The organism is Pedococcus bigeumensis, assembly GCF_039531795.1.
In the GTDB taxonomy this organism is placed as follows: Bacteria; Actinomycetota; Actinomycetes; order Actinomycetales; family Dermatophilaceae; genus Pedococcus; species Pedococcus bigeumensis.
On the sequence record NZ_BAAAQS010000003.1, the window covers coordinates 562244 to 587986 of the forward strand.

Genomic DNA, 25743 nt, shown 5'->3' on the forward strand with positions numbered 1-25743 from the left:
CCGGTTGCCGCAAGGTCCCCCGAAAGGTCCCGATGCCCACCCTGAAGTATCCGAGCGAGCAGTTCCCGGGTCCGCCCTCGGTCACCGTCGACATCCCCGACGGCTGGTCGCCGGTGCGGGTGCCCGGCACGCTGCTGGCCGCCCGCCGCACCGACACCGGCGGCCGGTTCGCCCCCAACGTCGTGGTCCGTGGCTTCACCCGCTCGGGCGACTTCACCATCGGCCGCGCGCTCGCCGAGCTCAAGTCCTACGTCGAGGACCGCACCGACGGGGAGATGGACGCTCCCTTCGCGCTCGAGATCGAGTCGGTCCCCTTCGTGGGGGTCAACGTGTCGTGGACCGACGAGGCCGTCGGTGACGTGGTCCAGGCCCACCTGTTCGCCGGCGCGCGGCGTGGTCAGGTGGTCGACCTGCTGCAGGTGACCGGGTCGGTCGGTGGCGAGCAGGTCGACGTCGAGTACGAGTCCCTCCAGCAGCTCATGCAGACCGTCCGGATCACCCGGTGACGACGGCCGAGGGCCCCCACGGCGCGAGGCTGACCGTGCGGGCGGGGGCCGCCACCGACGTGGGCCGGGTGCGCAAGCACAACGAGGACAGCGTGCTGGCCGACCGCACCGTCTTCGTCGTCGCCGACGGCATGGGCGGTCACGCGGCCGGCGAGGTCGCCAGCCGCATCGTCACCACCACCCTCGGCGAGCTCGCGGATGCCCCGGTCCGGCGTCGCGAGGACCTCGTCGCCGCCCTCGCCCTGGCCAACCGGCGGATCCTCGAGTCGGTCGCCCAGCACCCCGAGCAGCACGGCATGGGCACCACGGCGGCCGGCCTCGCCGTGGTCAAGGCGGGGGGTTCCGACCACTGGGCGGTCTTCAACGTCGGTGACTCCCGCGTCTACCGGTTCGTCGACGGCCAGCTGCGGCTCGTCACGGTCGACCACTCGGAGGTCCGCGAGCTCATCGACGCCGGGCTGATCACCGAGGAGGAGTCGGCGCGTCACCCGCTGCGCAACGTCGTGACCAGGTCGATGGGTTCGGAGTCGCTGCCGACCCCCGACATCTGGGTCTTCCCGCCGCACGCCGGTGAGCGGTTCGTCATCTGCTCCGACGGGCTGTCCAACGAGCTGAGCACCGAGCGGATCCGCGAGATCGTCGCGGAGCACGACGACCCGCAGGCGTGCGCGGAGGCGCTGGTCGCCGCGGGGGTCGACTCCGGCGGCCGGGACAACGTCTCCGTGGTCGTCGTGGCCCTCGACTCCGACGACGACGACCTCGACGACATCGACACGGCGCCGCGGGCCGGCGCTGGAACGGCGGGCGGCCAAGGATGACAGCCGTCCCCATCGAGCTGCCCGACGAACCTGGATGGTCGACCGTTTCGGTCGGCCACCTCCGCGTGCTCGTGCGGGCGGGCGGCGCCCTCGTGGAGCGCGTCCGCACCGCCGCCGAGTCGGGAGACCTCGACGACGTGCTCGACGCGCTGTCTGCCGACGGGGTGCGCGCCACCCCCGACTTCGTCGCCGTGCTCGAGGGGTCCCCACTGCGCGTGGTGACCCGGGGCAGTGCGTATGCCGTGGCGGCCGGCCCGGGGGGAGACACCGAGCTGCGGGCCACCGGCCGCGGCCCGTGGGTCGACCAGGACGCGGAGCCGGACGTCACGGGTGTCACCCTGCACACCGGTGCGGCCCGCCCCGAGGCGGCTGTGCCGGCCGCCGATACGCAGCTGCCCCCGGTCAGCGAGCCGGCCACCGGTGGCGGAGCCGGCTGGAAGCTGCCGAGCGTGTTCGGCCGGGGCCGCGCCGACGACCCCGGTGCGTCGGCCGCGGTGCCGACGGCGGAAGCCGGTGGTGCCCCGGATCCCGGGCAGCCCACTGCGTCCGCTGCGCCCGAGGAGTCGGTCGAACCCCCGGAGCAGCCGGCCCCCGTGCCGCCCGCCCCGGTGCCGCCCGCCGCCGAGGTGGAGGACCTGCCGAGCTACGACCACCTGTTCGGCGCGACCCAGCACGACCGGCCCTCCTACATCGAGAAGCACGACACCCAGGGCATCAGCGAGCCACCGATCGGCCACGCGCCGATCGAGTCGGCGGGCGGCTTCGACCCGCGCGACTCCCTCGCGGAACAGCAGCCCCCGGCTTCGCCCGAACACACCCTGGCACCGCCCCGGGACACCATCCACCCCGGCGCCGTGCCGCAGCCTCCCGTGCCGCAGCCACCCGGGCGTGCCGAACCACCCGCGCCGCCGGTGAAGGGCGGTCTGATCGACTCCGTGCCGTGGCGCAGCGGCGGCTCGAACGTGCCCGACCCCGACCCCGCACCGCGCCCGACCCCGACGACTCCTCCTGTTCCCCCCGCGCCGCCGGCCGTCGCTCCTACCGTGGCCGGCCCGCACTCGTCGCGGCCGGGGAGCGTGCCGCTGCCCCCCGCCCCGGCCGCCCCGGCGACCCGCTCCACCCCGACGCCGCCCGCGCCGAGCACCCCGCCCGCGCCGAGCACCCCGCCCGCGCCGAGCACCCCGCCCGCGCCGAGCACCCCGCCGGCCGCCGCGTCGCCTGCCCCTGCGCCGGAGGGTGACGACGGGAACGACGTGGACGCCACCGTCGACCGCAGTGCCCTGCTCGCGGGGCGAGGTGCCGTGGTCAGCGGCCCCACGGTGCTGGCCGTGCTCTGCCCCGCCGGCCACACCAGCCCGCCCCACTCGGGCGTGTGCCGGCTGTGCGGCCGCGAGATCCCGCCGCAGCAGCCGTTCCAGACCGCCCGCCCACCGCTGGGCCTGTTGCGCCTCGCCTCGGGTGACGTCGTCCACCTCGACCGCGGGGTCCTGCTGGGCCGCTCGCCCAAGGTCAACGCCGAGCTCGCCGCGGCCGACCGTCCGCACCTGGTGAAGGTGACCTCGCCGCAGAACGACATCTCGCGCAACCACGTCGAGATCGTCCTCGAGGGCTGGCACGTCCTCATCCGCGACCTCGGGTCGACCAACGGCACGACCGTCGCCCTCCCGGGCCAGCACCCCGTGCGGCTGCGCCCGAGCGACCAGCAGGTCATCGAGCCCGGCACCGTCATCACGCTGGCCGACGAGGTCAGCTTCACCTACGAGGTGGGCTCGTGAGCACCTCGACGCCGCCCGAGATCCCGGGCCTGGTCTACGTCCAGCCGGTCGGCTCCGGCGGCTACGCCGACGTCTTCCTCTACGAGCAGCAGATGCCGCGGATGAACGTCGCGGTCAAGGTGCTCAAGGGTGAGGGGCTGACTCCCGCCATCCGGCGCCAGTTCGCCGACGAGGCCGACACGATGGCCCAGCTGGCCGACCACCCATACATCGTGCAGGTGTTCCGCGCGGAGACCTCCGCCGACGGCCGGCCGTACCTCGTCATGAAGTACTACCCGCCGCCGAACATGGCGATGCGGGCCCGCTCGGAGCGGTTCACGGTCGAGGAGGTGCTGCGCATCGGCATCCAGCTGGCCAGTGCGGTCGAGACCGCGCACCGGGCCGGCATCACGCACCGTGACATCAAGCCGGCCAACGTCCTGGTCAGCCAGTACGGCGCCCCGGGTCTCACCGACTTCGGCATCGCCGGCCGTGGCGGGGCCGGAGCCGAGGAGGAGGCCGACGACGTCGGTGTCTCCGTGCCGTGGGCGCCCCCGGAGGTGCTGTTCGGCCAGTCGAACGGCGACGCCCGTGCCGACGTCTACAGCCTGGCCGCCACGTTGTGGCAGCTGCTCGTCGGGCGCTCGCCCTTCGAGGTCGGCGGCGGCGACAACTCGGCCTACGCCCTGATGCCGCGGATCCGGTCCAACCCGGTCCCGAGCACCGGTCGCGCCGACGTGCCCGTCTCGCTCGAGCGCCTCCTCGGGCAGGCGATGGCCAAGGACCCGGACAACCGTCCGGCCACCGCCCTCGCGCTGGCCCGGTCCCTGCAGGAGATCGAGCAGGAGCAGCGCTTCCCCCGCACCGCGATCGTCGTGCTCGACGAGCAGGGGCAGACCACCCTGGCCGACCAGACCCCGGGCCCGGCCGGCGAGGAGGACCGCACGCGGGTGCGCAGCCCGCAGGCGGTGCGCAGCGCCCAGGCGCCGCCGCGACCGCGCCCCAGCCAGCCGGCATACCCGTCGATGAGCGGGTCGACGTCGATCCCGGCAGCGGCTCAGACTCACGTCGCCTCCCCCCGACCCGGCACGGCGTCCCACGGGGTGCCCGACGACGTGGCCGAGGAGGGCACGATCCGGGTCGACCGGTCGCGGGCCGCCGGCGCCGCGCGCGCCGTCGCGCCCACCCCGACGCCGGAGGAGCCGGCGGACGTCGAGCGCCACGAGATCAGTCCGACGACCCTCCTGGCCGGGGTGACTGCCGTCGTGGCCCTCCTCGCGGCCATCGCGCTGTGGGCGGTCTTCGGCCGGGGCGACGGCGCGCCCGCGGTGACCCCGACCAGGACGGTGGCCAGCCAGACCGACGACGACCCGGTGGCGATCGCCCCGGTGCCCACCATCTCCTCGCGCGGCACGACCGGTGGGGTCGCGTTCTCGTGGACCTACCCGGGGGCCGAGAAGGGCGACGCCTACCGGTTCCGCAGCGCGCCCTCCCTCGACGCCCTGAGCAAGGCGACCTTCGTCAGCTCCACCACGACGACCCGCGTGGTCAAGGTCGCCAAGGGCACGCAGGTCTGCGGCCAGGCCCGCGTCATCCGCAGCGGGTCCGAGTCGAACTGGTCGCAGCCCGAGTGCGAGAGGGCGGGGTAGCCGTGGGCGTGACGGTCGACTTCTGTGGAGAGCTCTTCGTGGCCGATGGGTCGCGTCCGCTCACCATCGGTCGGGTGGGCGACGTGGAGATCGACGACAACCCCTACCTGCACCGCAACTTCCTCCAGATCGCCGAGGACGGCGGGCTGTGGTGGCTGGCCAACGTCGGCACCACACTCACCGCGACAGTGGCCGACAAGAAGGGCCTGTTCCAGGCCTGGCTCAACCCCGGTGCCCGGATCCCGCTGGCCCTCGAGCGCCTGACCGTGTGGTTCACCGCCGGGCCGACGACCTACGACTTCGACATCCTCGTCGACTCACCCGCCTTCACCTCCACCGGCACGGAGGAGGTGGTGGAGGACGACGCCAGCGGCGAGACGACCGTCGGCCGGGTGTCCTTCACGCCCGACCAGAAGCTGCTGATCGTGGCCCTCGCGGAGCCGTTCCTGCGCCGCGGCCAGGGTGGCGTGGCGCAGATCCCGTCGTCGGCCGACGCCGCCGCGAGGCTGGGCTGGAAGGTCACGAAGTTCAACCGAAAACTGGACAATGTATGTCAGAAGGTCGCTGATGCTGGTACACGTGGTCTGCACGGGGGGCCGGGGAAGCTCGCAAGCAACCGCAAGGCACGACTGGTCGAGCACGCGTTGTCGACCCGTCTGGTGACCGAGCCTGACCTGGTGCTGCTCGACAGCATCACCGATGGCAACCAAGGGGAGTAGGAATCACGTGAGTCCGATGTCGACTCGACGGGTGGGGGTGGCGTCCGGTCTCGTGGTGGCGCTGGCCGCGACGAGCCTGACGTTCTTCGCGGTCACGTCCAAGGGCGAGACCGTGCACCAGACCGAGCTCAACGACGGCGGGGTGTGGGTCTCGTCGGCCAAGGACGCCCGGTTCGCGCGGGTCAACAAGGCGGTCGGTCAGTTCGACGCGGGAGTCGTCGCCTCGAGTGGCCCGGGCGAGTCGATCGACGTCCTCCAGGACGACAACGCGGTCGCCGGCCTGGTCGTCGGCTCGGGGTCGTTCACCCCGATCGAGCCCCGGTCGGGTCGGCTCTCCGACTCCGGCGGGGTCTTCGTCAACCCCCCGCGGGTGGCCACCAACCAGCGGGTCTTCGTGCCGGGCACCGCCGACCTGCGTGGTGGCACGGTCGCCAAGCTGTCGCCGACCACCGGCAAGGTGTGGGGCCAGACCTACGACCCGAAGGTGGGCCTGCCTGCGCTGGCCGGTCTCGCCGACGGTGCCCGCGAGCTGGCGACCGTGGGCGCCGTCGCCGCGATGGCGGTCGACGTCAAGGGCGACATCCACGTCGTCTCCGGCGCGACCGGCAAGGTCGTGACGATCCCCCGGACCCCGACCGGTTTCGGCAAGCCGGTCACCGAGACGATCGCGCTCAAGGGTGCGAAGGTCGTCGACATCACCGCGGTGGGGACGCGGTGGGTGGTCTACAGCGCCGGTGACGACAAGCTCTACTTCCAGGGCAGCACCAAGGCCGTCGACGCCGGCACCACGCGCGAGGAGGGCAAGCCCGCGTATGCCGCGTTGCAGCAGCCCGGCCCGGACGCCGACTCCGTGGGTCTCCAGGACTCCACGACGCTGCGGCTGGTCGGGGTGGATGGTGCCGGTGGGACCGGCGGCGTCCAGGTCACCATCGGTGACAACGAGACCCCTCCGCTGCCGTCGCGGCCGCTGCGCACCGGGGCGTGCATCCACGCGGCCTGGGCCAGCGTCGTCAACAACTACTACGGCAAGGACTGCGGGGGGTCCGACCAGCCCGCTCCCGCCGTCTCGATCGAGCGGAAGACCGCGGAGCCGGTGCGCTCGGGCGTCTCGCTGCGCACGAACCACGGGCTGGTCGTCCTCAACGACCTCGACGGCGGCGAGGTCTGGGACCTCGACAGCAAGCCGAAGAAGCTCGACGAGTGGGACTCGCTGATCCCCCCGCCGAAGACGACCAAGGACACCAAGAAGAAGGACGAGAACCTCATCGACGAGACGTCGGTGGCCCAGCCCCCGACGGCCAAGCCGGACGACCTCAGGGCCCGACCCGGTCGCACCTCGAAGCTGCACGTCCTCGACAACGACACCGACGCCGCCGGCTCGGTGCTCGCGATCGCGCCCGGTGACCTCGGCCGCCCGGACATGTCCGGGGTCACGGCGAGCGTCGCCGCCGACGGCCAGAGCATCGACGTCGCGGTGCCCGACGAGCCCGAGCGCCAGTCGTTCTCGTTCACGTACAAGATCAACAACGGCAAGGCCCCCCAGAAGTCGGAGGCCAAGGTCACCGTCACCCTCGTGCCCGACGAGGTGAACTCCCCTCCGACCCTGCGCCCCGGCACCGCCAACCTCACCAAGACGGTCTATCCCGTGATCCGGGGCAAGCTCCTGCCGGTGCAGGTGATCGGCGACTGGCGCGACCCCGAGAGCGACTCCCTCAGCCTCGAGGCGACGGCCGACGGGTCGTCGGTCGACGGCCTGGGCCGGCTCAACGTCCTGGCCCCGATGAAGCCCGGCACCCAGGCGGTCGAGTACTCCGTCAACGACGGGCGGGTCGGCTCCAAGGGCACGGTGAGCGTCAAGGTGCTCGGCCAGGACGACCCCCTCGTCAAGCCGAAGACCCAGCCCGACGTCGTGCGGGGTGTCGTCGGCAAGCCCCTGCAGCTCGAGCCCCTCGGCAACGACATCGCGGGCGCCGACCCGACCGAGCCGGACGCCACGCTGCGACTCAGCCGCGAGCTGCAGTCCACCGGTGCCCTGGCGGTCGACACCAACCTCGACACCGGCGTGGTCACCGTGACCGGATCCAGCGCCGGCACCTTCGAGCTCAGCTACGGCGCGCAGGTGGGTGGCGCGATCTCTGCCGGCCGGGTCCGCGTGGACCTGATCTCCGACCCCGACCCCGACGCCCCGCCGGTCGCGGTCCCGGACGCGGCCACCCTGCGTGACCAGACCCCGGTCCTCACCGACGTGCTGGCCAACGACTACAGCCCCCGGGCCGACGTCCTGGTGACCCGTTCGGTGTCGGTCAGCGCCGACAGCGACTGGCTGCGCCCCTCGATCTACCAGGGTCGCTGGGTGCGCATCGAGGCGCTCGACCCGGCCGGTCAGGGCAGCCGACCCCGCACCGGCACCGTGACCTACACGATCAGCGACGGCGTCAAGACGACGACCGGCGAGGTGGCCGTGTCGCAGTTCCCGGCCAACGACCGCGCCCTGCCGATCGTCGGTGACGACCAGGCGGTCGTGCGCGCCCAGGACACCGTCACGATCCCGGTGATGGACAACGACAGCATGGCCGACGGCATACCGCTCGTCCTCGACCCGGCCAGCGTCAAGGTGATCGACGGCTCGGGCGTCGCCTTCGCCTCCGGCAACGTCGTGCGCTTCGTCCCGAAGAACCAGGCGCCCACGGTCCAGGAGACCGTGACGGTCGAGTATGCCGTGTACCCGATCGGCGAGCGGGCGAAGGCCACGACCGGCCGGATCACCATCGCCGTCATGCCGCTGCCGACCCCGCAGACGCCGAACCAGGCGCCGGTGGCCCGCAGCTTCTCCACCAGCGTCACCGCGGGTGACCCACTCACGATCACCGTGCCGTCCTCGGGCGTCGACCCCGACGGCGACAGCGTGACCGTCGCCGGCCTGGTCGGCGCGGACGGCGGCGCGGTCGACCTGAAGTTCGGTCGCGTGACCGGCTTCGGGCCCTCGACCATCAAGTACGAGGCCTACCCGACCGCGGCCGGCACGGAGATCCTCAACTACGAGGTGCGCGACCGCTTCGGCGCCACGAGCCAGGGCTTCGTGCGGATCGGTGTCGTCCAGCCCGGTGACCCGCAGCCGCCGGTCGCCGTCGAGGACGAGGTGCGTGCCAAGCCGGGCAAGACCGTCACGATCGACGCGACGCTCAACGACCTGATCGCCCGCGGCGACAGCATCGACCTGGAGTACAAGGCGCCGCTCAACCCGGCCGGCGAGCTGGCCAAGTGGAAGGTCGACGAGGCCAACACCTACTTCACGACGAAGGTGCCGGCTCCCGGGGCCGGCGTCCAGCACCTCACCTACGGCATCGGCAACGGCCTGTTCGACCCGTCCCGGTCGACCATCTCGGTGGTCCCCGACCCGACGGCCAAGAACCCCCCGGTCGCGGTCGACGACACGGCCAAGCCGAAGGAGGGTGAGACGAGCACGCTGGTCGACGCGCTGGCCAACGACCGCGACATCGACGGCACCCGCGAGTCGCTCAAGATCACGTCGGTCCTGTCGCCCGACGCCACCGTCGAGGACGGCCAGGTGCGGGTGAAGGTCAAGCCGTTCCCCTACACGGTCCCCTACGTCATCACCGACGAGGACGGCCTCACCGCCATGGCGCTGATCTACGTCCCGACGGGTGAGTCGGGACTGCCCTTCGTGGTGTCGGGTGCGCTGATCGAGATGGACAAGGACTCCACCAAGACGGTCAAGCTGGCGGACTACGTGAAGTCCCCTCGCGCCAGGGTCGTGAGCATCACGACGGCCGACAACGTCAGCGCCTCACCCCGGGAGCGGTTGCGGGTCGAGGCCGACGGCCGTTCGGGACTCACCCTCACCTCCTCCGGCGGCTACATCGGCCCGGGTGCGGTGATGCTCGAGGTGAGCGACCAGGAGTCGGTCAGCCAGAAGGACTTCAAGACCGCCTACCTGTCGATCCCCGTGCAGATCGGGCCCAAGATCCCGTTGCTGCGGTGCCCCAGCTACACGGTCAAGCTCAACGCCGGCGGCCGCGCGCGGACCGTCGACATCCCCACCCTCTGCCACGCCTGGCTGCCGGTCGGGATGACCCTCGACGACGTGGTCTTCGAGAGCGCCTGGCGGCCCGAGCCCCAGGACGTGGACCTGCGCAAGAGCGGTGCGGGTGACCGGACCCTCGAGCTGCAGGCCGGGAACCGGGCGCCCAGCAGCGTCAACGGGCGGCTCGTCGTCAAGGCGCGCGGCGGCCCGGAGTCGACCATCGCGGTGTCGGTGCTCGGCATCGACGGCGGCGCGGTGGACGCGAACGGCAAGCCGCTGCCCTCCCTGGGGCCGCCGCGACTGCGGCCGTTCTCGGTGTCGGGACTCGAGGCCGGGTCGGCCCGGACCATCAACCTGCAGGCCTACCTCGACTCACCGCTGGCGAGCCCCAGCTGCAGCATCTCGGCAGCGACCGTCCCGGCCGGTTCCGGTCTGACCGTCTCCCGGTCGGGCTGCGACCTGACCCTCACGGCAGCCGCGAACGCTCGCGGGCGGGCGTTCGTCGACGTGTCCGTCGCCGACGGTCCGGGCCGCAACGCCCCCGGCCGTGGCACCGTCGAGATCCTCGGCAAGCCCGACGCCCCGACCGGCGTGGCCGCCGAGGCGGACCGGGTCAGTGGTGGCTTCGCCCGGGTGCGCTGGCTCCCGCCGGCCATCGACGGTGGGAGCCCGATCACCGGCTACGTCGTCGTGGTCAAGGGGCCAGGCGGGCGCGAGGTGAGCTGCTCGGCGTCGCCGTGCACGATCACCGACCTGCGCAACGGCGAGTCCTACACCTTCACCGTGATCGCCCAGAACGCCATCGGGCGCAGTCCCGAGAGCAGCGCGAGCAACGCCGTCGTCCCGGACACCCTGCCCAACCCGGTGAACGGGGTCCGCATGACCGGACGCGGTGACGGGTCGCTCAGCATCGCCTGGAACGCCCCGGCCAAGAAGGGCAGCGACGTCACGACGTACGACGTGCGCGTCACCGACACCTCCACCGGGGCGATCCGGTCCATCACCGTGTCCGCCCCTGCGGTGCGGACGACGGTCACGGGTCTGACCAACGACCACCAGCAGTCCGTCCAGGTCCGCGCCAAGAACAAGCTCGGCTACGGGCCGTTCGGGTCGGCCGTGCGGATGCAGTCGGCCGGCACGCCGCCGGCCGTCCCCGCCCCTCGCGTCGACAATGCCGGGACCGGCCCTGCCGAGGGCTCGTCGAGACTGACCATCTCGTGGGACGCGGTGCGCCCCAACGGGCCGCCGCTCACCCAGTACACGGTGTACGAGAGCCGGAACAACGGCCCGTGGACCGTGATCGGCACCAGGTCGCCCGACCAGCGCTCGTTGGGGCACACCACGGTGTACGACGGCGCGGGCTACCGCTACGTCGTCACCGCGACGAACGGCGCGAACAAGACCAGCCCGCAGGCCAACCCGACCTCGTTCAGCTCGGTCGGCATCCCCGAGGTGCCGGGACGACCGAGCGTCACCACGCCGAACCCCGACCTGTCGGCCACCGTGCGGGTCTCGGTGGGTGACTCCCGCTCGGGCTCGTTCACCCAGCTCCAGTGGCGAAACACCAACGGCCGCACCGGCACGGTCAGCTGCGGATGTCCCGAGGGGTCGATCAGACAGTGGACGATCGCCAACATGGGCAACACCTCACAGACCCTCGAGGTGCGCGCCTACAACGGCACCAACTGGTCGCAGTGGTCGCCGGCGAGCAACAGCTACCGGCCCTACGGCCCCACGCCGAACCCGACGAACCTGCGTTCGAGCCGCAGCGGCGACACCATCACCTGGCAGTGGAACACGTCCACCAACGGTCGCCCGATCGACCAGGTTCAAGTGCGTGGAGCCGTGGACCGGACCTGGAGCTCCAACCGCGAGCAGGTGTCCTTCACCGGCACCCCGGGCAACACCTACAAGCTCGAGGTCCGCGCCCACAGTGCCGCGGGCTGGTCCGGCTGGGTGGGTCCGGATGCGCAAAGCATCCCCAACGACCCCAAGGTCACCGTCCTGAAGGGCAACTCCTGCGCGCAACGCTCGTGCAACACCGGCAACGGCTCCTGCACCAGCTCCAACTGCTACTGGATCGCGGTCAGGACTGCCAACTTCAACGGGGGAGTGACGTGCAGCTTCCGCGCAAACGGACAAGCCGTGAACGGGTGGCGCAACCTGTCCATGGGAGGCACCGACCGAGCCGAGAGTGACAACTTCTTCGGGATGACCGGACAGACAGTCACAGCCACGTGTGACGGCGTGTCCGACTCGCTCCAATGGTGAGCCGGGCAGCCGGACCGGTTCCACGACCTACCGGCGCGCCGATCAGACCTGCCAACGCGGCATACCAGCAAACACGAACCATCAACGAAGACAAGGGAAAGCGACACCCATGACCGTCACCACCGACCAGGCCCAGTGGTTCGCCCAGGCGTTCACCCAGATGGTCGACAACGTCGACAAGGCCGTCCTGGGGAAGCAGCACGTCATCCGCCTCGCGCTGACCTGCATGCTCTCCGAGGGCCACCTGCTCCTCGAGGACTTCCCGGGCACCGGCAAGACCCAGCTGGCCCGCGCGATGGCCAGCACCGTGCAGGGCACCAACAGCCGCGTGCAGTTCACCCCCGACCTGCTCCCCAGCGACGTCACCGGCGTGACCATCTACGACCCGGCCAAGCAGACCTTCGACTTCCACCCGGGCCCGATCTTCGCGAACATCGTGCTCGCCGACGAGATCAACCGGGCCTCACCGAAGACGCAGTCCGCCCTCCTCGAGGTCATGGAGGAGGGCCGGGTCACCGTCGACGGCGTGCCCCACCCGGTGGGCGAGCCGTTCATGGTCATCGCCACCCAGAACCCGATCGAGCAGGCCGGCACCTACCGGCTCCCCGAGGCCCAGCTGGACCGGTTCCTCATGAAGACCAGCCTCGGGTACCCCGACCACGAGGCGACCGTCGCGGTCCTCGCCGACGCCAAGACGCGCGACCGCACCAAGGCCCTCGAGCCGGTCGTCACCAGCAACGTCGTCACGGAGATGGCCGCGCTCGCCGACGAGGTCCACGTCGACCCGGCGATCCTGGCCTACATCTCCCGCATCGCCGAGGAGTCCCGCCGGCACGTCTCGATCAAGCTCGGGCTGTCGGTGCGCGGGTGCCTGGCGTTCGTCCGGTGCGCGAAGACCTGGGCGGCCAGCCAGGGTCGCACCCACGTCATCCCCGACGACGTGAAGCTGATCAGCAACCCCATCCTGTGCCACCGGCTGCTCCTCACGGCCGAGGCCCAGTTCGCCAACATCACCGTCGACCAGGTCATCAACCAGATCCTCTCCGAGGTCGCCCCGCCTGCCGAGCGAGTCGCCTGAGCATGGCCCTCGCACGATGACCACGGACACGGGGCAGGGTCCCAGCCAGCAGGCCGAGGACGTGGGCCAGACCACCCGCCGAGCCGACCTCAAGAAGGGGGGTCGGCGGTCCCGGCGCGCCTCCGGGGACTCCTCGACGCCGCTGGCCGCTCCTCTGTATGCCGGGTCGCCGGGTCCCGGTGGCGGCGCTCGTGCAGGGGGCGGGGCCCGCGCCGCCGGTGCCAGCTCCACCCGGCCGCGTCGCCTCCCGGCGCTGCCGACCATCACGGTCACCCGCCCGAAGCTGCCCACCTTCATCGCCCGGGCCGGCCAGCAGACCACCGGGGTGCTCGCCGAGCGCACCGAGGGCCTCAGGGCGGCGACCCGCCCCGTCTGGGGCCCGGTCGCCGCGTTCCTGCGCTGGGTCTCACCGCTCGGCTGGAGCGTCCTCGTGCTCGGCGGAGCGTGCTGGCTGGTCGCCGCCGTGGCCCACTGGGACGAGTGGGCCATGATCGGCGCCGGCGCGATCGCCCTGGTGCTGGGCTGTGCCCTGCTGGCCGTGGGTCGCACCCGGGTGCGGATCGACACCGAGGTCGACCCCCTTCGCGTGACCGTGGGCGAGCCGGCCACCGGCCGGATCTCGGTCACCAACGAGTCCCGCCGGGGCATGCTCCCGCTGCTGGTCGAGCTGCCGGTCGGGATCACGGCGGCGCGGTTCACCCTGCCGCCGCTCGGGTCCGGCAAGGCGCACGAGGAGCTGTTCGTCGTGCCGACCGAGCGCCGTGGCGTCATCGCCGTCGGCCCCGCCTCCACCGTGCAGGGCGACCCGCTCGGCATCGTGCGCCGCACCCTGCGCTGGACCGACGTCACCGAGCTGTTCGTCCACCCGCGCACGGTCTCGCTGGAGAGCCTGGGAGCCGGGCTGCTGCGCGACCTCGAGGGTGAGACCACCCAGGAGATGTCGATGTCCGACCTCGCCTTCCACGCCCTGCGGGAGTACCAGCCGGGTGACGACCGCCGCTACATCCACTGGCGGTCCTCGGCGAAGGCCGGCCGGCTGCTGGTGCGGCAGTTCCTCGACACGCGGCGCTCGCACCTGACCGTGCTCGTGGACGCCGACCCCGACCAGTACGCCGGGGGCGAGGAGGACGCCGAGACCGCGATCTCGGTCGCCGCCTCGGTGGGCAAGCGGGCCCACCTGGACGAGCAGGACTTCACCATCGTCTGTCGCGACTCGACCGCCTCGCGCACCAGCGCCCCCCTGGCGATGGACGCCCTGGCCAAGGTCGAGCTCGGGCCCAGCGACCTCTATGCGATGGCCGGCGAGGGACTCTCGCTCGCCCCCGACACCTCGATGGCGGTGCTCGTCACCGGCTCGGCCACCCCCTTCATCCAGGTGCAGCGCGCGCTCGGCCGGTTCGGGTCGGAGGTGCTGCGGGTGGCCCTCACCATCGACCGCGACCAGCGGGTCGGGGTCAAGAACGTCGGAGGCCTCACCCTGATGAACCTGCACGGGATCGGCGACCTGCGAGCGGTGCTGTCGGGGGTGACGGCCACGTGAGCGCCAGCCCCCTCGCGCCGCCGCGCGAGTCGATGCTGCCGACCGAGCGCTCCCGCGCCGACCGTGCCGCGAGCCTGCGCTCGCGCCTGCTGCCCTCCCGCGACGACCTGGTCGACCTCGGCTTCACCGCCCTGCTGGTCGGGCTGTCGCTCTGGGGCTTCCGCACCGTCTTCTTCGGCTGGGAGTGGATCGTCGCCGCCGTCGGCGGCCTGCTGCTGGGGCTGCTGGTCGCCCACCTGGTGACCGCGTTCCGGCTCCCCTCGGTGGTGACGATGCTCGGTCTCGCCGCGGCATACCTCGCGTTCGGCGGACCGCTGGCGGTCCGTGACCGCCTGGCCGCCGGGGTCTTCCCCAGCGGCCGCACCATCGACGACCTCGCCTCGACCGCGGTGCACGGGTGGAAGCGGTTGCTCACGCTGCTGCCCCCGGTCGACGCGACCGTCACCCTCCTCGCCCTGCCCCTCATCGTCGGGCTCGTCACCGGGGCCGCCACCTACACCGTGGCGCGCCGCCGCCCGACCGGGTATGCCGTGGTGGTGCCCCCCCTGGCCGCGCTCGCCCTCACGATCGTGCTCGGCACGCTCGAGCCGGCCTCGCTGCTCGCGCAGGGCGTCGTCTTCGGCCTGGCCGCCGTCGGCTGGATGATCGTGCGCAGCACCCGCGCGCGCCCGCCGCTCCAGAACGGCGCCGGCCGAGGCGCGCGGGCCGGCATCGGGACCGCGCTGCTGGCCCTGGCCGCGGTCGCCGGCCTCGTGGTCGGGCCGCACCTCCCGGGCGCTGACGGCGACCAGCGGCGGGTGGCGCGCACCGAGATCGTGCCGCCGTTCGACATCGCGCAGTTCCCGAGCCCACTGGCCGGGTTCCGCAAGTACACCGAGCCCAACGACGCGAAGCTCTACGACACCGAGCTGCTGCGCGTGACGGGGGCCCCGGCCGGCACGCCGCTGCGGTTCGCGACCCTCGACTACTACGACGGTGGCGTCTGGGGCGCCGGCTCGCGGGCGGGCCAGGACTCGGCCCGACCGGGCACGGCGTTCCAGCAGGTCGGCGAGCGCGTGAGCGCGACCGGCGACGGCCGGCCGGCCACCCTCCAGGTCAGCATCCCCGAGGGTGGCTACTCCGACGTGTGGCTGCCGACGGTGGGGCAGGTGACGGGGGTGCGGTTCGCCGGGGCCCGCGCCGACCAGCTCGCCTCGCGGCTGTGGCTGAACACCGACACGAGCACGGCGATCGTGCCCGACCGGGTCTCGGCCGGCGACCGCTACACGATGACGGTGCTGCTCCCGACGAAGGTGGTGCGCGACAAGCTGCCGACCTCGCTGTCCACCGCGACGGGCAACCTCGCCCAGAGCCAGGAGCTCGGCTTCCTCGACCAGCGGGTCGATGCGTGGAGCCAGGACGCCGGGGGCCCGTGGGCCCAGCTGCGCGCGGCGGCGGCGGCCATGAAGGGTGACGGCGCCTACACCGACGGTGGCACCAAGAACTCCGTCGAGAGCTACTACCTCGCCGGGCACTCCCGCGGACGCCTGGCCCGCTTCGTCGGCGCCACCCAGCTGGCGGGCAACGACGAGCAGTACGCCGCGACGCTGGCCCTCGTCGCGAACCGCCTCGACATCCCGACCCGCGTCGTCATGGGGGCCGAGCTGCCCGAGGGCGGCGTGGTCAAGGGCAAGGACGTGCACGCGTGGGTGGAGGTGCAGGACGAGACCGGCACGTGGGTCCCGTTGCTTGCCGACACCTTCCTGCCCGACCGCAACCAGAAGCCCAACCGGCTCCAGTCCAAGACCGACGAGCAGAAGATCGGTGCGCTCGTGCCGCCGCCGGCAGGCACCAACCCGCCGAGCGTCCTGCAGGGACCCGACCAGGCCCAGAACGCCGTCAACCTCAAGAAGCCCCCGAAGAAGCTCTTCGACCCGTCGGCCTGGCCGAGCTGGCTGCGCTGGCTGGTGTTCTACGTCCTCCTCCCGCTGCTCGTGCTCGTCGCGGTCTACTGGCTGATCCGCGGCGCGAAGGCCTGGCGCCGCCGGCGGCACGCCACCCGGGGCACGGCGACAGCTCGGGTCGCGTGGGCCTGGGAGGACCTGATGACCAGCGCCCGGTCGTTCGGTCACACCCTGCCCCGCCGGGCCACCCGGCTCGAGCAGGCAGAGGCGCTCGGACGACTCGAAGGCGCCAAGGCCCTTGCGGCGCAGGCGAATGCGCTCATCTTCGGGCCGGGCACGCCCGAGGTGGACGACGCCACGGCGTTCTGGACGGCCACCAACGAGGCACGCGGCGACCTGCGGGCCAACTGTGACTTCTGGCGCCGGCTGCGCTCGGACGTCGACCCGCGGCCGCTCTTCGCCCGCGGACCGGCCACCCCGGGGCGGCGCCGCCGCTCCCGCCCCACCCTCGCCACCCTGACCCGGAGGACTGCTACCTCGTGAAGCTGAAGTTCACCCTGCGATCCTCCGGCGACGTCGACACCGACCTCGTCGCCACGGTCGACGGCACCACCACCGTCGGGCAGCTCGCGGAGTACCTCGTCCTCGCCGACCCGGCGCGGGGCGTGGCCCCCGTCCAGCCCGGCCTGGGCGACTTCACCCTGTCCCACGTGGCCGAGGGCTTTCGCGCCGTCGACCCGCGGGCCACCATCGCCGAGAGCGGCCTGCGCTCCGGCGTGCACGTCGCGGTCACGCGCCGCACGGAGGGGTACGCCGACCGCGGCCAGTCCGTGGCGACCGCCGTCGTCGTCGCCGGCCCCGACACCGGGCGCGAGGTCCCGCTCGGTGCGGGCACGGCATACCTCGGCCGCGGTCGCGGTTGCGAGATCCAGCTCAGCGACGCGCAGGTCTCGCGCCGGCACGCCCGCCTGCTCGTGACCGACATCCTGGAGGTCATCGACCTCGGCTCGTCCAACGGCATCCAGGTGCAGGGCCAGCAGGTCGACCGCGCCGTGCTCAAGAGCGGCGACCGGTTCCGGATCGGCGAGACCGAGATCGAGGTGCGGGTCGCGGGGGGCAACACCGGGCTCGCCGCGGCTCGCGGCACCTCGCTGCCGTTCTCGCGGTCCCCGCGGATCGCTCCGCTGTACGCGGGGCGCGAGTTCCCCGTGCCGGCCCTGCCCGAGCGGCCCAAGCCCGAGCGGCCGCCGTGGATCGCGGCGGCGGTGCCGATGGTCATGGGTGTCGGCCTGGCCCTCGCGCTCAACAACCCGATGTTCCTGCTGTTCATCCTCCTGACGCCCGCCATGCTGTTCGGGCACTACTTCGAGTCGCGACGCAACGCCCGCAAGGACTACGAGCAGGCGCTCGTCGAGTTCCGCGAGGACCTCGCCGTCATGGTCGAGCAGCTCGAGGAGGAACAGGGCCGTGAGGTGGTCGGTCGCCAGGCCGAGCACCCCGCGAGCTCCGAGGCCGTCGAGGCGGCCGGCAGCGCCTCCAGCCTGCTGTGGACCCGTCGCCCGGGTGACCCCGGCTTCTGCGAGTTCCGGCTCGGGCTCGGTGAGCTCCCGTCGCGCAACACCCTCAAGCTGCCCGAGCTCGGGCGGTCCCGGGCGGAGGCCTGGCTCGAGGCCTCGCGGGCCGTCGACGGGATGGGCACGGTCGACCCCGTCCCCGTGGTCGCCGAACCGCTGCGCAGCGGCGCGATCGGCATCTCCGGCCCGCGCCAGCGCGCGCTCGAGGCCGCGCGGGCCGTCGTCGTGCAGGCCGTCGCCCTGCACTCGCCCGCCGACCTCGTCGTCGCGGCGGTCGGGTCGCCGGCCAGCGCGCGCGACTGGGACTGGCTGAAGTGGGTGCCGCACACGGCGTCACCGCACAGCCCGATCGACGCCCGCCACCTGGCCAACACCGGTCCGGCCAGCCTCTCCCTGGTCACCGAGCTCGAGGAGCTCATCACCAACGGGGCGCCCTCCGCGGACCTCCCCGACGACTCCACCGGCCCGGTGCAGGGCGCGTTCAAGCCGCCTCGGCTGCCTGCGGGCCGCCCGGTCGTCCTGCTCGTCGTCGAGGACGACGCCCCGGTCGAGCGCAGCCGGCTGGTCCAGCTGGCCGAGCGCGGCTGGCGCTACGGCATCATCGTGCTGTGGGTGTCGCCGACCACCGCGACCCTCCCCGCGGCCTGCCGCACCTTCGTCGAGCAGGGGCCGCAGCAGGGCGACGCCGTCGTCGGCTACGTCGGTGAGGCGGTCGTCCGGATGCCGGTCGACGCCGACCACGTCGAGGCGCCCGAGGTCGAGCGGCTCAGCCGACAGCTGGCGCCGCTGGTCGACTCCGGCGTGCCCGTCGAGGACGAGAGCGACCTGCCGCGGTCGGTGTCGTTCGTCAACCTCGTGGGGGCCGAGCTCGCCGAGGCACCCGGCCCGGTCATCGAGCGCTGGGGTGAGAACCGCTCGATCCTCACCGGCCCCTACGCCGCCGGACCGGTGGCCCGGCCCAAGCCGGGCAACCTGCGCGCCGTGATCGGGCAGTCCGCCGCCGGCACCTTCTCCATCGACCTGCGGGCCGACGGTCCGCACGCCCTGGTCGGCGGCACCACCGGCGCGGGCAAGTCCGAGCTGCTGCAGGCCTGGATCCTCGGCATGGCCGTGGCGCACTCCCCGCAGCGCCTGACCTTCCTGCTGGTGGACTACAAGGGCGGCTCGGCCTTCCGCGACTGCGTGAACCTGCCCCACACCGTCGGCCTCGTGACCGACCTCTCGCCCCACCTCGTGCGCCGGGCGCTCGCGTCCCTGTCGGCCGAGCTCAAGCACCGCGAGCACATCCTCGCCCAGCACAAGGCGAAGGACCTGGTCGAGCTGGAGCGCCGGGGCGAGGTGGCCGCCCCGCCGAGCCTGGTGATCGTGGTCGACGAGTTCGCCGCGCTCGTGCAGGAGGTGCCCGAGTTCGTCGACGGCGTCGTCAACGTCGCGCAGCGCGGCCGCTCCCTCGGGCTCCACCTCATCCTCGCGACGCAGCGTCCGGCCGGGGTCATCAAGGACAACCTGCGCGCCAACACCAACCTGCGGATGGCCCTGCGGATGGCCGACGAGGCGGACAGCGACGACGTGCTCGGCACGCCGGTGGCGGCTTACTTCGACCCGGCCCTGCCGGGCCGCGCGGTGTCCAAGGCCGGTCCCGGCCGACTCACCCCCTTCCAGACCGGGTATGCCGGTGGGTGGTCCACCGGCGAGGCGCCCCCCGCCTCGCTCGACGTCGAGACCCTCGGCTTCGGGGTCGGCACCGCGTGGGAGCTGCCCGTCGCCGAGGAGTCCCACGACGTCGTGCAGGAGGACCTCGGCCCCACCGACATCCAGCGCGTCGTCACCCAGATCGGGGCGGCCCAGCAGGCCGCCGAGATCCCCGACCCGCGCAAGCCGTGGCTGCCCGAGATGGCGTCCGTCTACGAGCTCGCCGACCTGCCGACCAGGCGTCGCGACGACGAGCTCGTCATCGGCATCAGCGACGACCCCGACAGCCAGACCCAGCCGCCGATCAGCTTCCGCCCCGACATCGAGGGCAACCTCGCGGTGTTCGGGGCCTCGGGCGCCGGCAAGAGCGCGTTCCTGCGCACCATCGCCGTCGCGGCGGGCTTCACCGTCCGCGGCGGACCGTGCCACGTCTATGGGCTCGACTTCGGCAACCGCGGCCTGGCCATGCTCGAGCCCCTGCCGCACGTCGGCAGCATCATCTACGCCAGCGACCACGAGCGGGTCGTCCGGCTGCTCACGATGCTCCGCGAGACGATCGACGAGCGGGCCCTGCGCTACTCCGCCGTGAACGCCGCCACGATCACCGACTTCCGGCGGCTGGCTGACGCGCCCGACGAGCCGCGGATCATCGTGCTGGTCGACGGGCTGACCAGCTTCCAGGCGGCCTACGACAGCCACGCCGGGCAGCGCTGGCTCGACCTCTTCACCTCGCTGGCCGGCGACGGCCGGCCGGTGGGAGTCCACTTCGTCGTCACCGCCGACCAGCGCAACGGGTTGTGGGGCGGGCTGTCCTCCGCCATCCAGAACCGCGTGGTGCTGCGGATGGCCACCGTCGACGACTACCTGTCCCTCGATGTCGACGCCGACGTGCTGTCGCTCGGCTCGCCTCCGGGACGGGCGATCGTGCACGACCGGGAGGTGCAGGTCGCCGTGCTCGGTGGTTCGTCCGACTCCACGGTGCAGGCCCGGGCCATCCACGGCTTCGCCGAGGGCGTGCGGCGGGCAGGGGTGCCCGAGGCGCCGCCGATCCGGTCGTTGCCCGAGTCGGTGTCGCTCGCCTCGCTCGCCGCCACGGACGCCTCCGGGCGGCCGGCGATCGGGCTCTCGTCGGCGACCATGCGCCCGATCGGCTTCGACCTGCGGGGCAGCCAGATCGTCCTCGGTCCGTCGGGCAGTGGGCGGACGACCGCGGTCCTGACCATGGCCCAGGCCGCCCTGCGTGCCACGCCGGGTCTGCGCTGCTGGCTGTTCAGCCCGCGCCGCTCGGTCCTCACCCGCGCCACCGGCGTGTGGACCGAGAGCGCCGTCGGGGTCGACGACTGCCGGGCCCTGGCCAAGCGGCTCAAGGACGAGATGGTGGAGGCCGGGCCCTCCGGCGCGACCATGCTCGTCGTCGTCGAGCGCGTCCAGGACTTCGACGGGTCGATGGCCGAGGATGACCTGGTCGAGCTCTTCAAGGCCGTGGTCAACTCCGAGCAATGTATTGTGGCCGAAGGGGATTCGGCCTTCTTCAACTCGAACTACGGGATGTCCGGCGCGCTGCGGTCTTCGCGCTCCGGAGTGTCGTTGCAGCCCAGCGGCGACGAGGCCTCGGCCTTCGCCGCCGACTACCGCGGCGTCAGCCGGGACCAGCTCCTCGAGGGTCGTGGCTTCCTGGTGCGTCGGGGCAACCCCGAGCTTCTCCAAGTGGCTCTGCCGCTGTCCACGAGCCCAGCGGGGGGTGGAGACGGACCGAGCTAGAGAGGGCGACGCCGGCCGTGGCCGGTGTCGCAGCGGGGCGTCGCAGCAGGGTGTCGCTGCAGGGCTCGGTGGTGGCGCGGTGGGGAGTGCTCCCCATTGAGGCATCACCGGCCCGCCCATAGGTTTCACACAGCAAGCACGACGACACCACGTCTTGTCCAGATCGACAACAGCGAGTGCCACCAACGGCGCTCACGACATGAAAGAGGGGAACCGTCATGGCTGAACTTTCCATGAAGACCGGCATCGCCCGGACCCAGGCCGGCGTCCTGGACGACTCCGCCCAGAAGATCAAGAAGGCGAAGTCGGAGATCGACGACCTGATCGGTCAGCTGAAGAACAGCTGGTGGGGTGAGGACCAGAAGAAGTTCGAGACCAAGTGGAACGGGCAGTACGCCGCGGACCTCACCAAGGCCGCGACCGGCCTGACCAAGGCCGCGGACCAGATCCGCACCGAGGCCAAGCAGCAGGACCAGACCTCGAACTGAGCGGGCCCACGAGACGCTCGGCACCCGAGCACCTCACCCCGAGCAGCAGGCACCGAGCAGCAGGCACCACGCACCACATCCAGTCAGACCCACGAACTTCACCCAGACAACTTTCACGCAGACAAGGAGACAACCATGCTTCCCACTCCCGAAGGTGGCGGCGGCGGCGGCGACAAGAAGGGTATGGACCCGGCCAAGGTCCAGGACGTCATCTCTCGCCTCGGCAAGGCCAAGGCCGACCTCCAGCACGCCAAGCAGGACGCCGACCAGGCAGCGCACAAGCTGGTCAGCGCGTGGCACGGCCCGGACTCGACCCGCTTCCAGTCCCAGTGGAAGAACGACGCGAACCACATCGACCAGACCGTCCTCGACGTGACGGAGATGCACAAGCGTCTGCAGGCCGAGCTGTCCGAGCAGAAGGCCACCTCGAACTGAGGCCACCCACGCCGGTGGCCGCCGGATCGTCACGGGTGGCCACCGGCGTGACCTCGACCATCCAGACCCACCCCGTGCCCTCCGCGGCACCTGTTGTGAAAGCAGAGCGCCATGGGCGGCACCGACAAGAAGGGCATGGAGAACCAGAAGGTTCGCTCCATCGCCGAACAGCTGTCCCGGGTGCGACGTGACCTGACCGACGCCACCACCCACGCGGAGAAGGCCGTGCGCCAGCTCCGCGGCGTCTGGGTGGGGGAGGACGCCACCTCCTTCTTCAGCGCGTGGCCGGCCACCCGCGCCACGCTGGACTCCAGCTCGAGCGGCGTCGAGGAGCTGACCAAGCGGCTGGCCGAGGAGATCGGCGACCAGGAGCTCACCTCCGGCGTGACCGGTGGTGACGGTGGTGACGGCAGCGGGGGCAACGGCGACAACGACGGCGACGGCACGCCCGACGGCTCCGACCAGGATGACGACAACGACGGCACGCCGGACGACCAGGACAAGGACGACGACAACAACGGCGTCCCCGACGACCGCGACGACGACCCCGAGGACGACGACGACCAGGACGACGACGGCGTCGACGACAACAGCGACGAGGACGACGACAACGACGGCATCCCCGACGACGTCGACGACCACTCCGACAACGACCATGACGAGGACGGCATCCCGGACGGCGACGAGGACCCCCTCGACGACGACCAGGACGGGATCCCCGACGTCGAGGACGGCGACGACGACAACGACGGCATCCCCGACGAGGACGACCCGGAGCACGCTGCTGACTCGCCGTTCGACCAGCCCGAGCTCAACGTCGGCATGACCCTCGCCGACGGCGAGAAGCAGCTGTGGGACGCGTCGGCCATCGACCACACGTGGGGCGACGAGGACGGCAACCACGTCTCCGCCGAGCTGCTCGGCACCGAGGGCAAGGCCGACTACGAGGTCGGCATCTCCCAGGACGGCCTCGTGGCCTCCGGGGGCGTGATGGCCGGTGCCTACGTCGCCAAGGTGAGCGGCGCCTACTCCAACAGCTACGGGACGCAGGCCCAGGGTGAGGCCTACGTCGGGGCGCAGGCCAACGCCGACGCCGGCGTCAAGATCGGCCTCGACGGCGCCAAGGCCAACCTCGGCGGCGAGGTGTTCGCCGGCGGCAAGGCCGAGGGCGAGATCAGCCAGGACCTCGGTCCGGTGGACGTCGGCGTGGGTGGCGAGATCTCCTACGGGATCGGCGCGCATGCCGAGGCCGACGCGGAGATCAGCAGCGACAACATCGGCGTCTCGGTCGATGTCGGTGCCACGCTCGGCATCGGTGGCGGCATCAAGTTCGACATCGGGTTCGACCCGCCCTGGTAGCCCGCTGACCGGGCCGCACCGGCCCAGCCCGCGATCGCGACCGCCTCGGCCGTGACACCCTCCGACTCGAGCACCCTCGTCCGCACGATCGGCAGCACCCCCACGCAGCACCCATGCAGCACAGATGAAAGGCCAGCACCTTGAGCACCCTCAGCTTCCCCTCCGAACGCTTCCCCGCGCCGCCGTCGGTGAGCATCGACGTGCCCGACACCTGGGAGCCGGTGTCCGCGCCGGCCGTCGCCCTGGCCGCGAAGCAGACCGAGGTCAACGCCGACTTCACGCCCAACGTCATCGTCCGGCTCGGCACCCGCCCCGAGAACGACCAGCCCGCCGACGCCCTGATGGAGCTGCGCGGCTCGCTGAACTCGCGCCCCCAGGCCGAGGTCGGCGAGATCAGGACGGTCCAGATCAACGACCAGGAGTTCCACCGGGTCGACGTGTCGTGGGTCGACCCTCAGTTCGGCACGATCCGGCAGATCCACGCCTTCGCCAGCCTGCCCCGGCAGGACGCCCTGCAGGACTTCGTCCACGTGACCGGTTCGGCCGGCGGCGCCGGGGTCGACGCCGACGTCCCCGTCGTGGAGCAGGTCATCGCGAGCACCCGCATCACCCGCTGACCCAACTCCACCTCCACCACCGGCTGACCCACTCCACCCGCGGCGACCTCACCCGCCCGACCCAGTCAGCCGGCATACCCGCATCCCCATGCGCGGCATACCCCATCCCCTCGCGCACCTGTTGCGGTCTGGTGGTCACGGGTGTGGCGATCCGGGGGCCTGGTGACGTCCTGGGCGCAACATGTCGCGGAGTCGGGTGACCTGTTGCGGTCTGGTGGTCACGGGTGTGGCGATGTGGGGGTCTGGTGACGTCCTGCGCGCAACATGTCGCGGGTCGGCAGGGGCATGCGAAAAGGGGCACCTCCCGCGCGATGCGGAAGGTGCCCCTGTCGTATGCCGTGCGGCAGCTGTGCTGAACCCTCAGCGCTCCGGGTTCACCGGACGCGCTTCCTCGGACTCCGCTTCGGCCGGCGGCTCGTACCTCGCCACCAACCTCCGCATGCGTCCTACGTTCAGCGCTCCTCGGTGCCCGCGATGAAGGCCTCGAGCTTGGTGCGGCCCTCGGTGTCCTCGCGCTGCACGGGCGGGGACTTCATCAGGTAGGACGAGGCGCTGATCAGCGCGCCGCCGATGCCGCGGTCCTTGGCGATCTTCGCCGCACGGATGGCGTCGATGATGATGCCGGCCGAGTTGGGGGAGTCCCAGACCTCGAGCTTGTACTCGAGGTTCAGCGGCACGTCGCCGAACGCGCGACCCTCGAGGCGCACGTAGGCCCACTTGCGGTCGTCGAGCCATGCGACGTAGTCGGACGGGCCGATGTGCACGTTGCGGCTGTCGGTCAGGCCGGCGAGGGCGCCGGTCAGGTTCGAGGTGACGGCCTGGGTCTTGGAGACCTTCTTGGACTCCAGGCGCTCGCGCTCGAGCATGTTCTTGAAGTCCATGTTGCCGCCGACGTTGAGCTGGTAGGTGCGGTCGAGCGTGACACCGCGGTCCTCGAACAGCTTGGCCATCACGCGGTGCGTGATGGTGGCGCCGACCTGCGACTTGATGTCGTCACCGATGACCGGCACGCCGGCCGCCTCGAACTTCGCGGCCCACTCGGGGTCGGAGGCGATGAAGACGGGGAGGGCGTTGACGAAGGCCACGCCGGCGTCGATCGCGCACTGGGCGTAGAACTTGTCGGCGACCTCGGAGCCCACCGGGAGGTAGGAGACCAGCACGTCGGCCTTGGTGTCCTTGAGCACCTGGACGATGTCCACGGGCTCGGCGTCGGACTGCTCGATGGTCTGGGCGTAGTACTTGCCGATGCCGTCGTAGGTGTGGCCGCGCTGGACGGTGACCCCGGTCGGGGGCACGTCGGCGATCTTGATGGTGTTGTTCTCGGAGTTGCCGATCGCCTCGGCCAGGTCGAAGCCGACCTTCTTGGCGTCCACGTCGAAGGCGGCGACGAACTCGACGTCCTTCACGTGGTACTCACCGAACTGGACGTGCATGAGCCCGGGGACGTTGCCTGCCGGGTCGGCGTCCTTGTAGTACTCGACACCCTGGACCAGCGAGCTGGCGCAGTTGCCGACGCCAACGATGGCGACGCGAACGGATCCCATGGGAAGACTC

Annotated in this window: 15 protein-coding genes; 14 read left to right on the plus strand and 1 reads right to left on the minus strand. The window is 72.0% G+C overall.

All coding sequences use genetic code 11. From position 1 onward, the window contains the following. Positions 1 to 32 precede the first annotated feature (32 nt). From ABD262_RS13295 to ABD262_RS13360, 14 genes are all read left to right on the plus strand, one after another. Positions 33 to 506 (plus strand): hypothetical protein, encoded by a 474-nt coding sequence (locus ABD262_RS13295; RefSeq protein WP_344136874.1) that lies wholly within the window; start codon positions 33 to 35, stop codon positions 504 to 506. Further along, positions 503 to 1324 carry a PP2C family protein-serine/threonine phosphatase gene (locus tag ABD262_RS13300; protein ID WP_344136877.1) on the plus strand — a complete coding sequence of 274 codons (822 nt, stop codon included), beginning with the start codon at positions 503 to 505 and terminating at the stop codon, positions 1322 to 1324. Before ABD262_RS13295 ends, ABD262_RS13300 begins: the two co-directional genes overlap by 4 nt. After that, positions 1321 to 3099, plus strand: coding sequence for an FHA domain-containing protein (locus tag ABD262_RS13305; protein WP_344136880.1), 1779 nt, complete (start codon positions 1321 to 1323; stop codon positions 3097 to 3099). The genes ABD262_RS13300 and ABD262_RS13305 overlap by 4 nt, the downstream gene beginning before the upstream one ends. Further along, positions 3096 to 4727, plus strand: a complete 1632-nt coding sequence (locus tag ABD262_RS13310) for a serine/threonine-protein kinase (RefSeq protein ID WP_344136883.1) — start codon at positions 3096 to 3098, stop codon at positions 4725 to 4727. The genes ABD262_RS13305 and ABD262_RS13310 overlap by 4 nt, the downstream gene beginning before the upstream one ends. A gap of 2 nt (positions 4728 to 4729) precedes the next feature. Then, complete coding sequence (locus ABD262_RS13315; protein WP_344136886.1) at positions 4730 to 5446, plus strand: hypothetical protein; 717 nt, start codon at positions 4730 to 4732, stop codon at positions 5444 to 5446. A gap of 16 nt (positions 5447 to 5462) precedes the next feature. Further along, positions 5463 to 11762, plus strand: a complete 6300-nt coding sequence (locus ABD262_RS13320; RefSeq protein ID WP_344138215.1) for an Ig-like domain-containing protein — start codon at positions 5463 to 5465, stop codon at positions 11760 to 11762. A 109-nt stretch (positions 11763 to 11871) separates the two neighbouring features. Then, positions 11872 to 12840 carry an AAA family ATPase gene (locus ABD262_RS13325; RefSeq protein WP_344136889.1) on the plus strand — a complete coding sequence of 323 codons (969 nt, stop codon included), beginning with the start codon at positions 11872 to 11874 and terminating at the stop codon, positions 12838 to 12840. Positions 12841 to 12856: 16 nt separating this feature from the next. After that, complete coding sequence (locus tag ABD262_RS13330; protein ID WP_344136892.1) at positions 12857 to 14380, plus strand: DUF58 domain-containing protein; 1524 nt, start codon at positions 12857 to 12859, stop codon at positions 14378 to 14380. Continuing rightward, on the plus strand, positions 14377 to 16806 hold the full coding sequence (locus ABD262_RS13335) for a transglutaminaseTgpA domain-containing protein (RefSeq protein ID WP_344136895.1): 2430 nt from the start codon (positions 14377 to 14379) through the stop codon (positions 16804 to 16806). The genes ABD262_RS13330 and ABD262_RS13335 overlap by 4 nt, the downstream gene beginning before the upstream one ends. Next, positions 16803 to 21290, plus strand: a complete 4488-nt coding sequence (locus ABD262_RS13340) for a type VII secretion EssC family protein (protein ID WP_344136898.1) — start codon at positions 16803 to 16805, stop codon at positions 21288 to 21290. The genes ABD262_RS13335 and ABD262_RS13340 overlap by 4 nt, the downstream gene beginning before the upstream one ends. A 218-nt stretch (positions 21291 to 21508) precedes the next feature. Next, a complete protein-coding gene (locus tag ABD262_RS13345; RefSeq protein ID WP_344136901.1) occupies positions 21509 to 21778 on the plus strand; it encodes a WXG100 family type VII secretion target in 270 nt (89 codons plus the stop codon). A 135-nt stretch (positions 21779 to 21913) separates the two neighbouring features. Next, positions 21914 to 22213 (plus strand): WXG100 family type VII secretion target, encoded by a 300-nt coding sequence (locus ABD262_RS13350; protein WP_344136903.1) that lies wholly within the window; start codon positions 21914 to 21916, stop codon positions 22211 to 22213. Positions 22214 to 22324: 111 nt separating this feature from the next. Continuing rightward, positions 22325 to 23572 carry a hypothetical protein gene (locus tag ABD262_RS13355; RefSeq protein ID WP_344136905.1) on the plus strand — a complete coding sequence of 416 codons (1248 nt, stop codon included), beginning with the start codon at positions 22325 to 22327 and terminating at the stop codon, positions 23570 to 23572. A 140-nt stretch (positions 23573 to 23712) separates the two neighbouring features. Then, positions 23713 to 24189 carry a hypothetical protein gene (locus ABD262_RS13360; protein WP_344136908.1) on the plus strand — a complete coding sequence of 159 codons (477 nt, stop codon included), beginning with the start codon at positions 23713 to 23715 and terminating at the stop codon, positions 24187 to 24189. A 452-nt stretch (positions 24190 to 24641) separates the two neighbouring features. Here ABD262_RS13360 and ABD262_RS13365 read toward each other — a convergent pair whose 3' ends face one another. Then, entirely contained in the window at positions 24642 to 25733 is a 1092-nt protein-coding gene (locus ABD262_RS13365; RefSeq protein ID WP_344136911.1) for an inositol-3-phosphate synthase, read from the minus strand. Positions 25734 to 25743: the final 10 nt, after the last annotated feature.